11 protein-coding genes and 2 pseudogenes are annotated in these 15,093 nt (G+C 71.2%); 3 read left to right on the top strand and 10 right to left on the bottom strand.

Annotation, left to right across the window (positions count from 1 at the left end; all coding sequences use genetic code 11):
• Positions 1 to 195: 195 nt before the first annotated feature.
• The 8 genes and pseudogenes from pepN to ACFY0T_RS35200 form a co-directional block, all read right to left on the bottom strand.
• Positions 196 to 2,682 carry an aminopeptidase N gene (gene pepN, locus ACFY0T_RS35235; protein ID WP_388880054.1) on the bottom strand — a complete coding sequence of 829 codons (2,487 nt, stop codon included), beginning with the start codon at positions 2,680 to 2,682 and terminating at the stop codon, positions 196 to 198.
• A 174-nt stretch (positions 2,683 to 2,856) separates the two neighbouring features.
• The gene (locus ACFY0T_RS35230; protein WP_388880051.1) at positions 2,857 to 3,387 is read right to left on the bottom strand and encodes a two-component system response regulator; all 531 of its coding nucleotides are present in this window, start codon (positions 3,385 to 3,387) and stop codon (positions 2,857 to 2,859) included.
• 142 nt (positions 3,388 to 3,529) lie between these two features.
• Entirely contained in the window at positions 3,530 to 3,874 is a 345-nt protein-coding gene (locus tag ACFY0T_RS35225) for a chorismate mutase (protein WP_388880048.1), read from the bottom strand.
• Positions 3,875 to 3,950: 76 nt separating this feature from the next.
• Positions 3,951 to 4,424, bottom strand: a pseudogene (locus tag ACFY0T_RS35220) (helix-turn-helix transcriptional regulator); the annotation flags it as partial.
• A gap of 77 nt (positions 4,425 to 4,501) precedes the next feature.
• Entirely contained in the window at positions 4,502 to 7,615 is a 3,114-nt protein-coding gene (locus tag ACFY0T_RS35215; RefSeq protein WP_388880045.1) for an endo-alpha-N-acetylgalactosaminidase family protein, read from the bottom strand.
• A gap of 90 nt (positions 7,616 to 7,705) precedes the next feature.
• Positions 7,706 to 8,374, bottom strand: a complete 669-nt coding sequence (locus ACFY0T_RS35210; protein ID WP_388880080.1) for a GNAT family N-acetyltransferase — start codon at positions 8,372 to 8,374, stop codon at positions 7,706 to 7,708.
• Between the two features lie 57 nt (positions 8,375 to 8,431).
• A pseudogene (locus ACFY0T_RS35205) lies at positions 8,432 to 8,584 on the bottom strand (response regulator); the annotation flags it as partial.
• Between the two features lie 431 nt (positions 8,585 to 9,015).
• Positions 9,016 to 9,798: a S1 family peptidase gene (locus tag ACFY0T_RS35200; RefSeq protein WP_388880043.1), complete on the bottom strand. Its 783-nt coding sequence runs from the start codon at positions 9,796 to 9,798 to the stop codon at positions 9,016 to 9,018.
• Between the two features lie 220 nt (positions 9,799 to 10,018).
• On the opposite strand from ACFY0T_RS35200, the gene ACFY0T_RS35195 reads away from it, so the two are divergent.
• Positions 10,019 to 10,915, top strand: a complete 897-nt coding sequence (locus ACFY0T_RS35195; protein ID WP_388880040.1) for a hypothetical protein — start codon at positions 10,019 to 10,021, stop codon at positions 10,913 to 10,915.
• Positions 10,916 to 11,008: 93 nt separating this feature from the next.
• On the top strand, positions 11,009 to 11,758 hold the full coding sequence (locus ACFY0T_RS35190) for an ankyrin repeat domain-containing protein (RefSeq protein WP_388880038.1): 750 nt from the start codon (positions 11,009 to 11,011) through the stop codon (positions 11,756 to 11,758).
• Between the two features lie 237 nt (positions 11,759 to 11,995).
• Here the strand turns inward: ACFY0T_RS35190 and ACFY0T_RS35185 are convergent, their stop codons facing one another.
• Positions 11,996 to 13,438 (bottom strand): MFS transporter, encoded by a 1,443-nt coding sequence (locus ACFY0T_RS35185; protein ID WP_388880035.1) that lies wholly within the window; start codon positions 13,436 to 13,438, stop codon positions 11,996 to 11,998.
• Positions 13,439 to 13,553: 115 nt separating this feature from the next.
• On the opposite strand from ACFY0T_RS35185, the gene ACFY0T_RS35180 reads away from it, so the two are divergent.
• On the top strand, positions 13,554 to 14,078 hold the full coding sequence (locus tag ACFY0T_RS35180) for a MarR family winged helix-turn-helix transcriptional regulator (RefSeq protein WP_388880032.1): 525 nt from the start codon (positions 13,554 to 13,556) through the stop codon (positions 14,076 to 14,078).
• Positions 14,079 to 14,177: 99 nt separating this feature from the next.
• Here ACFY0T_RS35180 and ACFY0T_RS35175 read toward each other — a convergent pair whose 3' ends face one another.
• Positions 14,178 to 15,092, bottom strand: coding sequence for an SDR family oxidoreductase (locus ACFY0T_RS35175; protein ID WP_388880029.1), 915 nt, complete (start codon positions 15,090 to 15,092; stop codon positions 14,178 to 14,180).
• Position 15,093 lies beyond the last annotated feature (1 nt).

Raw genomic sequence — 15,093 nt, 5'->3', positions numbered from 1 at the left:
CACTTGGCCCGCCTGACGGAGGCACGCGAGCGAGCGCGCCACTGATTTTCCTCGCCCCTCCACCCCTTAAAAGACTGCGCAGTTCCCCGCGCCCCGTTTAGGGGCGCGGGGAACTGCGCGACAAGCCCCCACCCACCCGCAGCCGAAGGCTGGTACGGGACGGGTAGGGGCGGAGGGGGCGAAAACCGTCTGGGCCTACGCCTCCCTCACCCGCAACGCCCGCTCCAAGTCGTCGAGCTGGTCGGCGAGTTTGCGGCGGAGGGCCGGGATGGGGTCGGCGTCGCGGAGGCAGGTTTCGCCGAGGGTGAGGGTGCCGGCGGAGATGGCGTGGACGGGAAAGGCCCAGCGGCCCGCGGCTTCGGCGATGGCGGGACCGCGCCGGGCGGCGACAGCCACGGCATCGGGCCAGTAACGCTCGACGTACTCCCGTACGAGGTCGGACTGTTCGGGCTGCCAGAAGCCCTGGGCGGTGGCGGTGAAGAGGTAGTTGGAGAGGTCGTCGGTCGTGAACATCGCCTCCCACGCCTTCCGCTTGGCCTCGGGGTCGGGCAACGCGGCATGGCAGCGGGCGGCCCCTTCCTGGCCGGTGGCGCTGGGATCCTGGACAAGTTCGGCCTCGATGACGGCGTCGTCGACGGCGCCGAGGACGGCGAGCCGGCCGAGGATGCGCCAGCGCAGCTCGGGATCGAGTTCGGGGCCGCCTGGGACGGTGCCTTCGGAGAACCAGGCGCTGATGGTGTCGGGGTGCGCGGCGACGTCGATGAAGTGGCGTACGGCGGTGAGGCGCAGGCCGGGGTGGGAGCCGTCCTCGGTGCGGCGGATGAGGTCGCGGCACAGGTCGGTGAGGGTGGCGAGGGCGGCGGGGCGGTCCTCGGCGGGGAGGTAGCGGTCGGCCACGTGGGCGGCCGCGAAGGACAGGACGCCTTGGACCAGGGCGAGGTCGGTCTCGTGCGGGAGGTGGGCGCGGGCGGTCTCGATGTAGGCCATGGCGGGGAGTTCGCCGTCGCGTACGGCGTCGCGCAGGGCGTTCCAGACGACGGCGCGGGTGAGCGGGTCGGGCAGGCCGGACAGGGCGCCCCGTACGGCCGCGAAGGAGTCGGGGTCGAAGCGGACCTTCGCGTACGACAGGTCGCCGTCGTTGAGAAGGAGCAGGGCGGGGCGCTTGCCGATCGCCGCCGGTGAAGCCTGCGGGACGTCGACGTCGAGGCGCTCGCGCAGGGTGAGGCGGCCGGCGTCGGTGAGGTCCCGGTCGTAGAGGCCGACGGCGATGCGGTGCGGGCGGCTGCCGTCGCGGGTGACGGCGAGCTCCCAGGAGCCGTCGGCCTGGGTGATCGTGGGGGTGAGGGTGTCGACGCCGGTGGTGCGCAGCCAGGCGTCGGCCCAGGCGTGCACATCGCGTTCGGTGGCTCCGGCGAGGGAGTCGATGAAGTCGGCGAGGGTGGCGTTGGCGAACTTGTGGCGGGCGAAGTGGGTGTTGATGCCGGCGAGGAAGTCCTTCTCGCCGAGCCAGGCCACCAGTTGGCGCAGGGCGGAGGCGCCCTTGGCGTAGGAGATGCCGTCGAAGTTGAGCATGGCGGACGCGGTGTCGGGGACGGCGTCCGGGTCGGGGGCGACGGGGTGGGTGGAGGGGCGCTGGTCGGCGTCGTATCCCCAGGACTTGCGGGCGACGCCGAAGTCGGTCCAGGTGTCGGTGAAGCGGGTGGCTTCGGTGAGGGTCTGGTAGCCCATGTACTCGGCGAAGGACTCGTTCAGCCAGATGTCGTCCCACCAGCGCAGGGTGACGAGGTCGCCGAACCACATGTGGGCCATCTCGTGGGCGATGACCATGGCGCGGGTCTGCCGCTCGGTGTCGGTGACGGCGGAGCGGTAGACGAACTCGTCGCGGAAGGTGACGAGGCCCGGGTTCTCCATGGCGCCGGCGTTGAATTCGGGGACGAATGCCTGGTCGTAGGAGTCGAAGGGGTAGGGCTCGTCGAACTTCTCGTGGTAGCGGTCGAAGCAGGCGCGGGTGATGTCGAGGATCTCGTCGGCGTCGGCGTCCAGGTACGGGGCCAGGGAGCGGCGGCAGTGGATGCCGAAGGGCAGGCCGCGGTGTTCGGTGCGCACGGAGTGCCAGGGACCGGCGGCGACGGCGACGAGGTAGGTGGAGATCAGCGGGGTGGGCGCGGCCCGCCACTTGCCGTCGCCGAGGTGTTCGGTGACGCCGTTGGCGAGGACGGTCCAGCCGTCGGGGGCGATGACGGACAGGTCGAAGACGGCCTTCAGGTCGGGCTGGTCGAAGGCGGCGAAAACGCGCTGGACGTCTTCCATGAACAGCTGGGTGTAGAGGTAGGTCTCGCCGTCGGTGGGGTCGGTGAAGCGGTGCATGCCCTCGCCGGTGCGGGAGTAGCGCATGGCGGCGTCGACGCGCAGTTCGTGCTCGCCCGCGGTCAGGCCCTTGAGCGGCAGCCGGTTCTCGACGAGGGTCTCGGGGTCGAGGGGCTGCCCGTCGAGGGTGACGGAGCGCAGCTCGGCGGGCTTCAGCTCGACGAAGGTGTCCGCGTCGGCGCGGGCGGTGAACCGGATGACGGTGCGGGAGTCGAAGGTCTCGCCCCCGCGGGTCAGGTCGAGCTCGATCCCGTAGTGGTGGACGTCGAGGAGCTGGGCACGGGTCTGCGCTTCGTCGCGCGTCAGTACGGACATGGGGACATGCTGCCTGATGCCGCTGACAGGGCACAGAGGAGGTCCGGCATGCACCTTTTGCCACCGGCCGGTCACGGAGCGCACGGCCCTGGGCGGCTACGGGGTGCAGGGCCCCGGTCGGCTACGCGGTGCATGGCCCCCGGGGCGGCTACAGGACGCATGGCCGTCGGGCGGCTACGGGGTGCGGTCCCGCTCCAGCTTCGCCGCGCGCGCCTCGCGCTGCACCGGGACCCGGGTTTCGGGGTGGGCGAGGGCGGGGTTCGGGGAGCGTTCCTTGACGAGGGCGCGCAGTTCGCGCAGCTCCCGTTCGAGGGCCTGGTGGCGCTGGTGGGTGTCGTACAGGTAGCGGACCTTGGTGCGCAGCGCCCAGGGGTCGATGGGTTTCATGACGAGGTCGGCGACGCCGAGGCCGAAGGCGATGGAGGTGAGTTGGGCATCCGGGCCGAAGCCGGTGAGCAGGATGATGGGGATGTGCTGGGTCTGCTCCAGGCGCCGCATGTAGCGCACGACGTCGAGGCCGCTGACGCCGGGCATGCGCACGTCGAGGAGGAGCAGCCCGATCCGGCCGCGCAGGACTTCCTTGAGTGCTTCGTCGCCGCTGGTCGCCCGCGCCACGAGGTAGCCGAGCGGGGCCAGGGCGCTCTCCAGGGCGTACAGCGTGTCCTCATGGTCGTCGACGATGAGGATCTTGGCATCCGACGGCATGGCCCGACGTCCCCTCGTTTGGACATACCAGCTTATGCCCGTACCGACTCACGACGTCCGCCCGTGGTTGTGGCGGGAAGTGCCGGCGGCGCGTGCCCGGCGAAGAGTGCTCAGGCAGGATGCCCGCTCCGAGCGCCCGGTGTCACTCCCCCGTGTCGTCCATACCGTTGCCCGCGTCGTCCGCGATGCGCTCGTGGTGGCGGATGACCTCGGCAATGATGAAATTCAGCAATTTCTCGGCGAAGGCCGGATCCAGCTTGGCGCTCTCGGCGAGCCGGCGCAGCCGGGCGATCTGGTGGGCCTCGCGGGACGGGTCGGCGGGCGGCAGCTGGTGGGCGGCCTTGAGGTGGCCGACCTGCTGGGTGCACTTGAAGCGCTCGGCGAGCATGTGAACGACGGCGGCGTCGATGTTGTCGATGCTGTCGCGCAGCCGGGCGAGCTCCGCGCTGACGGCAGGATCGACTTCCTGGGGCTTGCTGGTGGTCATGACATCCCACCCTACGTGGCGTACGAGGGCTGGATCGTGGACGCCCACGTGGCGTGCGAGAGCCGGATCGCGGCCCTTATCTGGCCTGCAGCGGCTCGATCATAGGTGGATCATCGGGGTCCGGGATCTGGTTGCTCCAGCCGCCGGGGACGGTCCGGCCCTGCTGTTCGCGGAAGCGGACGGGTGCCATGCCGACACGGCGGGTGAACAGGCGGGAGAAGTAGGCGGGGGCGTCGTAGCCGACGCGGCGGGCGACGGCGGCGACGGGGAGTTCCTTGGCGCGGCCCAGGCGGATGCCGAGGAGGTGGTCCTTGGGGCTGCAGCCGGCGCCGCGGCGGACGGCGGTGCGCAGTTCGGCGGGGGTCATGCCGTGCCGGGCCGCGTGTTCGGCGACGGACAGTGGCTGGAACGCGTCGCGGGCGAGGGCTTGCAGGACCTCGTCGCCGTCGGGGGCGAGGTCGGCGCGGGCGCGGCGCAGGGCGACGAGGAGTTCGTGGACGGCGGCGCCCGTCTCGGCCTCCAGGAGGGGGTTGCCGTGGCGGGCGGCGCGGGCGGGCGGGCGGGCGTCAACGACGTGTGGGTGCTGGAGCTTCAGGAAGCCCCGGAGTTCCACGGCGCTCCGGTGCCTCAGACGACCTCGGTCACCTCGGTCACCTCGGTCACCTCGGTCACCTCGAAGGAGTCCAGCGCGAACTCCGCCGTGCCGTCGTCCCCGGTCTTGCGCAGTCCGACCCAGGCCTCGCCCTGGCCCGGCGCGGTGAACTCATAGGTCAGCTCGGTCGGTTCGGTGGCGACGGGGAGGTCGGTGCGGGCGAGCTCACGCGTCGCCGCCCCTCGGTCGACGGCGGTGATCCAGGCGTACTGCCCGGCCTTCTCGTTCTCGTAGCGGAAGGAGACCCGATAGCGCAGCCCCGGCCGGAACCGGACCGTGCACGGCACCGTCCGGTAGACCAGACCGTCGTTCTCGCCGCGCGACTTGAGCGATTCGGAGCCGTCGATGACGTCGTCGATCGCCTTGCCGTTCCAGCCGCGCTGGGTGAACGGCGCGTGCCGCTGGGCGATGTGGGTGCGCGGGTCGGTGGAGCCGCCCGCGTCGCCCTTGACGAAGGGGCCCCAGCCCTGGGGGACGTTCTCGAAGTCCTCGAAGACGAGGGTGCCCTGCTTCGTCGTACGTCGTGCCGCCACGACCCGTACGTTGTCGAACCGCACGCGCGCGTGCCCGGCGTCGGCACGCAGGGAGAGGTCGACCGGGCCGCCGCCCTCGGGCACGGTGAAGTACGTGAACATCCGCTGGAAGCGGGTGCCGTGCTTGCGGTCGGCGGCGACATAGTTGCCCGCGGTGGACGTCTCGGTCCAGTTGACGGCGGTGACACCGTCGGCGGTACGGACCTGGAGAGACGCCTTGCGCGTGTCGCCCGCGCTCTCGCCGACCTCGACCTGGACGGAGGCGGCGTACGGGCCGGGCTTGAGGCGGGTGAGCCGCTGGGAGACGGTGGCGGCACCGCCGGAGGCGATCACCAGCTCGTAGTCGCCGAGGTCGCTGCGCTCGACGGAGGCGGGTCCGCTGACCGTCCAGCCCTTCAGGGAGCCGGAGTTGAAGGCGGGATCGTGGAGCGGAGTGGCCTGGCCCCAGGAGGGGTCGCAGGCGTCGGAGACGCGGGTGCGGTAGACGACGTACGGCTGCTTGGGCGCGGCGTCGAGGGTGACCTTGCCGTCGCGTACGGGGACGTACTTCAGGAACACCCGGCCCTGGTCGGTGAGCCGGTACAGGGCGAGCCGGGACAGGCCCTCCCACGCCTGCGGGAGCCGCCAAATGCTGCTGCCTCCCTGAGGGTTGTAGTGATAGAGCTTCGTGGGCTTCTTCGGGTCCCAGGGCAGGAGGTAGGTGCCGCCGTCGTAGACGAGCCGTCCGTCGGTGGTGATGCGGCGGGTGCCGTCGGCGTCGGAGACGGACGTGCCCGTCTGACCGAAGAAGGTGATCTCGTGCTCGCCCCATGTCCTGATCGGATACGCCTGGAGGTACTTGGCGGGCAGCGAGTGGGTCCAGATCAGGTCGTAGAAAGAGGTCCAGTCGGTCTTGCCGGTCCAGCCCTCGAAGTTGCCCATGCGGGCGATGCCCAGCAAGGTGGGCCACTTGTCGGCGAAGACGTCCTTCTGGTGGTGGCGGATGAAGCGGATGAGCTGTGAGTTGATGCCGCGGGAGGTGTCGGGTCCGTAGTCCGTCTCGGTCGCCCAGTGCGACCACAGCGAGGAGCGCTCCAGGCCGTGGCCCCACTCGGAGGTGACGTGCCAGCCCTGGTCGCGCAGGGCGCGCTGGAGGCGGTCGGAGATCCAGCCGGACTCGCGGAAGACGTCGATGTAGAGGGAGTTGAGGGCGGGGTCGGTCTCGGCGCGGAGGTCGGCGAAGCGCCGCACGATGTCCCCGGAGACGAGATCGCGGCGCTGGTCGATCCGGTAGGACTGGTCCAGCCAGTCCCACTGCTCGTTGGTCTTGTCGACGAGGGTCTCGGAGAAGGCGTGGGCGACCGGGTAGGACTCGGTGGCGTTGACGTGGACGGCGAAGTCGCTGTTCCACTTCTTTCCCTCTGCGACCAGGGTGTTGAGGTCGTCGAGGCCGCCCGCGCGCTTGTTGTGGTTGCCCGCGTAGTCGGGGTGCGCGGAGTCGTGTCCTTCGGACTGGTAGCCCTTCAGGAGGGTGAACTGTCGCAGTCCGTCGGTCGCCAGGGAGATCCGCTTGACGTTGTCGAGGGTGGCGAGGAATGGATGGGTGGCCTGCGAGGCGAAGTTGAAGGGGATGTGCGGGACGACGCGCAGATACGTCTCGTCGGCGCCGAGCGGGGTGACCATGATGTCGCGGAAGGCGATCGCGGCGTCCTGCCAGTCGATCACGCCGTCGCCGTTGCGGTCGCCGGTGACGATCACGGTGGCGTACGGGAGGGGCTCGGTGTCGGTCGCGGTGGCCGCGCGATGGGTCCACTGGCCGGGGGTGAGCTGCGCCTTGACGTAGCCGTCTCTGCGGACGGTCTGGCGCCAGAGTCGGCCGTTCTCCCAGGTGGTACCGGCCGCGCTGTCGGGCTTGTCGTAGACCGTGTTGGTCTCCACGGCGCCCGCGAGTCCGTGGTGCGCGACGACGGCGTACGCGCATCCGGTGGCGGTGTCGGCCGGGCTGTCGGCGGTCGGGGTGAGCAGGGTGTCACCACTCTTGGACTTGTCCAACTGGATCCGGGCGGCGAGGAGTTGGGCGCCGGGCTGGTCACTACGGACGGAGAGCAGGGCGAGGCCGGGGATGCCGAGAGTCCCGACGGGGAGGGTGGCGGTGTCCGCGATCTCCGCGACGCGCCAGGTCACTTGACGGTCCGTCACCGCGATCTCGACGTCGATCACGGTGCCGCCGTCGAAGGCGAGGTGGTACGCGACCACGGCGTCGCCCGCCGTGGCGGTGACCGTCGGGGTGCGCTCGGCGTTGTCGATGAGGACGGAGGTGACCTCGTCCTCCTGGCCGTACAGGACGGCGCCGGTGGCGCGGTCGGTGTAGGAGACGATCCGCGGGAAGGCGGCGGCGACGCGGACTTCGAGGGCGCGGGAGCGGATGACGAGGTCCTCGCCTGGGGCGGCTGTCTCGTCGGAGCCGGGGGCCGCCGAGGCCGCGCCGGGCAGGCCGAGCGCGGCGCCGATCCCGGCTGCGGCTCCCGCCGCGACGACGGCTCTACGGCTGGGGGCGAACGTGTCTGACGGCTGCAAGGCACTCCTCCTCGAGGCGGTGTTCCGTTCCGCCACCCTGCGCCGTACGAGGTGAACGTGCCCATGGACAAAGGAGAGAGAGGAGTTGGACTAACGGGCCACGATCTTGAGCACCTTGTGGAAGTGCACGTCCTGGTGCCCGCCCGGGATGCCGTCCGTGCGGCCCGTCTCGCGGTAGCCGTGGCCCCGGTAGAAGTCGGGGGCCTGGAACGTGAACGAGGAGACGATCATCTCGGTGCAGCCGCGCCGGGCGGCTTCCTCCTCGGCCGCCGTGAGCAGCTTGCTCCCCCAGCCCGCGTGCCGCTGATCCGCACGCACCCACAGCATGTCGACCGCACAGCAGCTGCCCCAGACCCAGGCGGTGAGTCCGCCGACGAGCTCGCCGGCCGCGTCGGTCACACGGACCGAGAGCGGCGCGGGCGCACCGGCGCCGGTGGCTTCCGCGTTGAACGCGGTGAGCTCGTCGTCGAGCCGCCGCTCCAGGGCGTTGTCCTTGGCGGCGATCTGCAACGTCGCGGTGACGGGGGCCTGTTGTGCGCGGTCGCTGGGCTGCTGTTCGGTGGTCATGGCACGGAGTATGTCAGCGTGCGCGACGGCCTCCGAACGTTTTTGTACCGCCGGATGCCGTTCCTTGGCCGTCGTCTCTCCGGCACCTCGGGCACCTCCGTCACCTCGCGCGGGCCGCGAGGTCGGCGGGGAGAGGAGTCCTACGGTGATCGCGGGCGAGGCGCGGGAGTCGCCGACGGCCGCGGCCCGCACCGCTTCGACCAACACGGCCGGGCCGGCGCCCGTGAGGAGGAAGCCGCTGGCCCCGCCGTGCAGCGCGGCGAAGACGTATTCGTCCAGGTCGAAGGTGGTGCAGATGACGATGCGGGGGCGCTCGGCGCCGGTGGCCGCGAGGCGCCGGGCCACTTCCAGGCCGTCAAGGCCGGGCATCCTGATGTCGAGGACGAGGACGTCCGGATCGTGGGCGGCGACCGACGCGAGCGCTGCCTCGCCGTCCCCCGCGTCGTCGACGACAGCGCCGCCTCGCCTCCTCCACCTCGTCGACGTCCTCGATGTCGGACTGGCTCTCCAGGTTCACGCGGAAGTCGGTGCGGACCATCTCCTGGTCGTCCGCGATGACCACCGTGATCGCCATGTACCTGTCCTCAAGACTCGGAGAGCCGGCCGGGAGGAGCCGACACACGATCCCGAAACAGGATCCGGACACGGGTTCCGGAAGCGGGATCCGGACACGGATCCGGACACGGATCCGGACACGGGTTCCGGAAGCGGGATCCGGACACGGATCCGGACACGGATCCGGACACGTGATCTCTCCATGGCGCCGGCCCAGCGGGGCGCCCGCAACCGGGGTCACGGGCGCCCGCACCGAGACCTGTGCGACGACCGCGGCCCTACAGCCCGGACGCCGCCCTGGCTATGTCGGCCGCGAACGTCGAGACCTCGCTGTACACGCCGGGGTATCCGGCCCGCGCGCAGCCCTCGCCCCAGCTGACGATCCCGACCTGGATGTAGGCACCGGTGTCGTCCTTGCGGAACATCGGCCCGCCGGAGTCGCCCTGGCAGGTGTCGACCCCGCCCTGCTCGACGAATCCGGCGCAGATCTCGTCACCGGGGACGAGATCACTGCCGTACGCCTGCTGGCAGGTGGCGTCGTCGACGAAGGGGACGGTGGCCTTGCGCAGGTAGCGCTGCTGGCCGCCGCCCTCGCGGGTGGCGCCCCAGCCGGCGACGGTGAAGTTCCCGTTGTTGTACGCGGTGGTGGTGGCGATCTTCAGGGTGGGCTGCTCGATCGGCTTGGCGAGCTTGATGAGGGCCCAGTCCTTGCCCTTGCCGTTGTAGCCGGGCGCCTGGAGCACCTTCGTCGACTTGACCTTGATCGCGCGGCTGCTCTGCAGGTCGACGACGCCTGCGGTGGCGGTGATGGAGGTGTTGGTGCCCGAACCGTCCACGCAGTGCGCGGCGGTCAGGACGATGTCCTTGGTGTAGAGGGCGCCGCCACAGCCCATGGACAGCCGCACCATGAACGGGAACTCGCCCTGCGTGGCGCGGGTCCCGCCGACGACGGGCGCGGGCGCGGCCTGTGCGGACAGCGGCTGGAGAGACACCGCGGCGAGCGCGACCGCACCGACGGCGAGCGCTCTTCTGATGAAGCTGAACTTCTTGAGAGACTTCAACGCGCTTCCTTTCGTGGGGGGTTGAACGCGAGGCAAGAGCATGAAGGCGTTTCATGGCATGCCCCTGTCAAGCTGGAGCGGATTATGGGGAGCGCCGCGCACCCCGGGCAAGGACCGCATTCCGGCCAGACACGGCTCCGCGCGCCCGCGCACCCCCCGCCGCCGGGAGGAACGCCGCTTAGAGTGGAATCCAGTGCTGGCGTCTTCAGGGGGTGCGGACGTGGCGAACGGCGGACCCGTCGAGCACGGCTACCCGCATCTGGACACGGTGCGGGCGTCGATCACCGCGCTGTACAAGCGGCTCTCGTACGACACCATCCACACGTTCGCGACCAGCGTGGCCCCCGCCGACGTGGCCTTCGCCGACACCGACGACCTGCACCTGGGCGCACAGCGCGTGGCCCGCGAGATGGTGCGGCACTACCGGCTGCCGGACGCCCGGATGATCATCGGCTTCCGCGAGATGACCCACGCGGCGAACGTCGAACTCGCCGCGGGCCCCGAGTACTTCATCGAGCTCAACGACCGCTTCCGCGCCCACCGCAGGGACATCGGCGCCGCCCTCGCCCACGAGGTGATGCACGTCTATCTGCACCGCCTCGACCTCTCCTTCCCCGGCACCCGCGACACCGAGATCCTCACGGACACGGCGGCGACGTACCTCGGCGCGGGCTGGCTCCTGCTCGACGCGTACCGCGAGGACGGGGCCTCTTCGCAGAAGCTCGGCTACCTCACCCCCGAGGAGTTCGGCTACGTCCTCGCCAAACGCGCGCTGGTCTTCGGCGAGGACCCCTCGATCTGGTTCACCAGCCCGCAGGCGTACACCGCGTACACCAAGGGCATGGCGCAGGCCCGCCGCGACGAACAGCAGCCCCCGCTGACCGCGGCCGGCTGGGCGGGCCGCCGCCGGTACGCGAAGGACCGCCGCTACGCCCAGGACCACCACGCCCCCGGATCCCACCCCGGCGCCCCCTACGCCTTCACCCCGGACAGCCGCGGCCCGCTGCGCGTGTCCTTCCCCTGCCCGACCTGCCAGCAGCGGATCAGGGTCCCGGTGCGCGGCCGGGTACGGGCACGCTGCGCGCTGTGCCGGACGGTGCTGGAGTGCGACACGTAGGGGGACGGGGCTGGTGTGATACGGCGTCAGAGGTGAGACAGAACACCCCAAAACCCTTTGCCTCGCGCGTCCTTCGCGAGCGAGGGTCTAAGGATGAGCACGAACGACCCCGCGGTGCGTCTCTTCACCGCTGTGTACGAGGGTGACGAGGACGCGGTCGTACGGCTGCTGCACTCCGGCGCGAATCCGGAGTCGGTGGACGAGGACGGCCAGACGGCGCTGTATCTGGCGGCGGTGAGCGACCAGCCCGGCATCGTACGGCTGCTGCTCGCGGCCGGGGCCGACCCCGACCGGCTCAGCCAGGGCACGGACGCTCCGCTGTGCGGTGCGGTCTGCGGCGGCCACACGGCGGTCGTCCGGGCGCTGCTCGCGGCCGGGGCCGGGCCGGACACGGTGGAGGAGGGCGGCTTCACGGCCCTGACCTGGGCGCTGCAGCGGGGTCACACCGCCGTGGCGGAGGCGCTCCTCGCGGCCGGCGCGGATCCGAACCGGCCCGGGCCGAGCGGTGAGCCGCCGCTCGTGGCGGCCGCGCGCCGGGGTTCGCCGGGGTGCGTGCGGGCCCTCCTCGCGCGCGGGGCACGGGCGGAGGCCGAGGCCCTCGCCGAGGCGCGCCGCTGGCTTGGCCTCGACGTGGAGGCCGAACTCCGTGCGGGTCTGGCCCACATCCACGGGCCCGACCATCCCTCCGTCACCCACCGCTACCCGGACGCCGACGGCATCACCGTCACCGTCGAGGTCCAACTCCTCGACGCGGAGGGCCGCCCGTTCGCCGGCAACGACCAGCAGACGGGCCACGCCGAGATAACCACGCTCCTGGAAGCGATCTTGGACACGGCCCCCTGACGGGAGCGGGGCGCCAGGGATTTCTTTCGCCCCCGCCGCCCCTACCCTCCCCCAAGCTCTCGGCTTCGCTCGAGCAGGGGGACCCCCATCGTCCCTGGGGGCTCCGCCCCCAGACCCCCGTATCGCGCTGACGCGCTCGTCCTCAAACGCCGGACGGGCTGAAAGATTCAGCCCCTCCGGCGTTTGAGGAGCGGGGTTTGGGGGCGGAGCCCCCAAACCCCCGCCCGCCCCACCCACTCACCCCTGCTGCTCAGCCACCGCCCGCCGCGGCAGCGCCACACACAACCCCGCACAGAGCACGAACCCACCCATCACCCAAGGCATCGCCGAGGTCAGCGCCCCCGTCAGCCCACCCCCCGCCTGCCCGAAGAACACGCTCCCGATCACCGCGGCCCCCACCGCCCCACCGAACTGCTGAGCCGTGGAAAAGATCCCGGACGCCCCGCCCGCGAGCTCACCGGGCACCGCGGACAGCACCACGTTCACCAGCGGCACCACCAGGAACCCCAGCCCCGCCCCGGCAAGCACCAGCCCCGGCACCAACGGCCACGCCCCGGTGTGCGCGGCGGAGGAGTCCGCGACCGCCGCCCAGATCCACCCGAAGCCCCCCGCCATCAACAGCGCTCCGGTCCCCAGCACGAGCCGCCCGAACCGCACGGCCAGCCCGTCCGCCGCGGGCGCCGTCAGGAAGCCGCCGACGGAGAAGGCCACGGTCAGCACACCGGCCTGGGTCGGCGTGTAGCCCTCACTCCCCTGCAGCCAGATCGCGAAGATCAGGAAGAAGCCCTGCATCCCGACGGAGAAGAGGAGTTGGACCAGGACGCCCACGGAGAACGCGGGGAGCCGGAAGGCGCGGGAGGGCAGCAGCGGCACCGTCACCGCCCCGCGCCGCCGGGCCTCGTACACCCCGAGTCCACCCACCGCGAACACCCCGCCGGCGAGGCAGATCCATCCCCACAGCGGCCAGCCGTTGCTGCGCCCCTGCACCAGCGGAAGCACGATCGCGACGAGCCCACCGGCGAGGAGCACGCTGCCGAGCGCGTCAGGCCGCCCGGCGGAGCGCTCACGCGTCGACGGGACGAGGGCGAGTCCCGCCACGAACGTCCCTACTGCGACCGGCACGTTGACCAGGAACACGGACCGCCACCCCCAGCCGAACAGATCCGCGTCGGTGAGCACCCCGCCGAGCAGCAGCCCGATGGCGGAGGCGAACCCGGCGACGGCGCCGTACATCCCGAAGGCGGCCCCGCGCTCCTTGCCCTGGAAGAGCGTGCGGAAGGAGCCGAGCACCTGCGGCATCAGCACCGCCGCCATCACGCCCTGCACGGCCCGCGCGGCGATCAGCTGTCCCGGCGACTGGGCGATCCCGCAGCCGAGACTCGCGAGCCCGAAGCCGGCCGTACCGGCGAGGAAGAGGAAGCGTCGCCCGAACCGGTCCCCGAGGTGCCCGGAGATGATCAGGGTCGCGGCGAAGCCCAGCAGATACGCGGAGACCAGCCACTGCAGGGCGCTCTGCGAGGCGTGCAGGTCACGGCCTATGGAGGGGATCGCCACGTTCACGATCGTCACGTCCAGCAGGTCCATCAGCGCCGCGATCATCATCACGACGGCGGCGGCCCAGCGGCGCGGGTGCGGCTCCGCCAGGGGTGAGAGGGGTGGTGCCGTGAGGCTCGTGGACATGACGTCTCCCGTTGCTCGAATTTATTTCGTTCGACCTAACGAAAGACTCGCATCGACTATGCCGTGACCGCAAGTCCTTAGTTCGACCGAACGAAATATTTGGTAGCCTGAACCCATGAGCAGCGGAGACGAGGACGGCAGGGACGGCCTGGGTGACCTGGGCGGCTTGAGCGACGGAGCCGCCGACGACCGGCGGGCCAAGACGCTGGAGGAGCTCATGACGGTGGGCCGCCAGCACAGCGGCGTCACGGTGATGTTCCATTCGGCGGTCGCGGCCAAGCAGGGCCTGAGCGCCACCGAGAGCAAAACCCTCGACCTGCTCCAGCGCTTCGGCCCGCTGACCGCGAAGGACCTGGCCGAACACACGGGCCTGGCCCCCGCGTCCGTCACCGGCCTGGTCGACCGTCTGGAGGGCAAGGGCTTCGTCCGCAGGGTCAAGCACCCGACCGACAAACGCCGGGTGGTCATCGAGCTGAACCAGGAGAAGCTCGCCGAACTGGCCGTGTTCTTCGACGACTGGGCACGCGATGTGGTCGAGGCCTGCGAGGCGTTCAGCACGGACGAGCTGGAGACGGTGATCCGCTTCCTGTCCGTCATGTCCGAACAGCAGCGGAAGGCCGCCGCCCGTCTCTCCCACTAGCCACGCAACGGCCTTCCGGCCCCCGTACCCCCGGTATCCCCCGAACCCACCGGGCTTCCGCGGGCTTCACGTTCTACCGCCGAGAACACGCCGATCGCACTACCGCGTCCCGTACACCGCGCCCGGAACCTCCGCCTCCGCCAGCAGCTTCGCCGCGGTCTCGCCCGCCTCCGACGGCGTCCAGCGGGCCCCCTTGTCGGCGGTCGGGCCCGGTCGCCAGCCCTCCATCACGGTGATGCGTCCGCCCTCGGCTTCGAAGACGCGCCCGGTGACGCCCGCGCTCGCGGTCGAGCCCAGCCAGACCACCAGCGGCGAGACGTTCTCGGGGGCCATGGCGTCGAAGCCGGTGCCGGGGGTCGCCATGGTCTCCGCGAAGGTCTGCTCGGTCATCCGGGTGCGGGCCGCGGGAGCGATCGCGTTGACCTGGACGCCGTAACGTCCCATCTCGGCGGCGGCGACGAGCGTCAGAGCGACGATCCCCGCCTTCGCGGCGCTGTAGTTGCCCTGCCCGACGGAGCCCAACAGCCCAGCTCCGCTGCTGGTGTTGATAACCCGGGCCTGGGGCGTCCGCCCCGCCTTCACCTCGGCGCGCCAGTGCGCCGCCGCGTGCTTGAGCGGCAGGAAGTGGCCCTTCAGATGGACGCGCAGTACGGCGTCCCAGTCGTCCTCGTCGAGGTTGACCAGCATCCGGTCGCGCAGGAAGCCGGCGTTGTTGACGAGGGTGTCGAGGCGTCCGTACGTCTCCAGCGCGGTGCGGACGAGGGACACTGCGCCCTCGGTCGTCGCGATGTCGCCTCCGTGGGCCACGGCTTCGCCGCCCGCCGCGCGGATCTCGTCGACGACCTGCCGGGCGGGGCTGTCAGGGCCCGGCATGCCGTCGAGGCCGACCCCGAGGTCGTTCACGACGAGCCGCGCGCCCTCGGCGGCGTACGCGCGCGCGTGCGCCCGGCCGAGTCCGCGGCCCGCGCCCGTGACGATCACGACACGCCCCTCGCACAGCAGCGGTGCACTCATC

The organism is Streptomyces sp. NPDC001530 (assembly GCF_042894545.1).
In the GTDB taxonomy this organism is placed as follows: Bacteria; Actinomycetota; Actinomycetes; order Streptomycetales; family Streptomycetaceae; genus Streptomyces.
The sequence above is the reverse complement of the archived record's forward strand: the minus strand, read 5'-3'. Positions and strand labels throughout refer to the sequence as shown.

Excerpts from the sequence above, each read along its gene's own strand:
- pepN (WP_388880054.1), bottom strand. The coding sequence starts at position 2,682 with ATGTCCGTACTGACGCGCGACGAAGCGCAGACCCGTGCCCAGCTCCTC.
- ACFY0T_RS35230 (WP_388880051.1), bottom strand. The coding sequence starts at position 3,387 with ATGCCGTCGGATGCCAAGATCCTCATCGTCGACGACCATGAGGACACG.
- ACFY0T_RS35225 (WP_388880048.1), bottom strand. The coding sequence starts at position 3,874 with ATGACCACCAGCAAGCCCCAGGAAGTCGATCCTGCCGTCAGCGCGGAG.
- ACFY0T_RS35190 (WP_388880038.1), top strand. The coding sequence starts at position 11,009 with ATGAGCACGAACGACCCCGCGGTGCGTCTCTTCACCGCTGTGTACGAG.
- ACFY0T_RS35185 (WP_388880035.1), bottom strand. The coding sequence starts at position 13,438 with ATGTCCACGAGCCTCACGGCACCACCCCTCTCACCCCTGGCGGAGCCG.
- ACFY0T_RS35180 (WP_388880032.1), top strand. The coding sequence starts at position 13,554 with ATGAGCAGCGGAGACGAGGACGGCAGGGACGGCCTGGGTGACCTGGGC.
- ACFY0T_RS35175 (WP_388880029.1), bottom strand. The coding sequence starts at position 15,092 with ATGAGTGCACCGCTGCTGTGCGAGGGGCGTGTCGTGATCGTCACGGGC.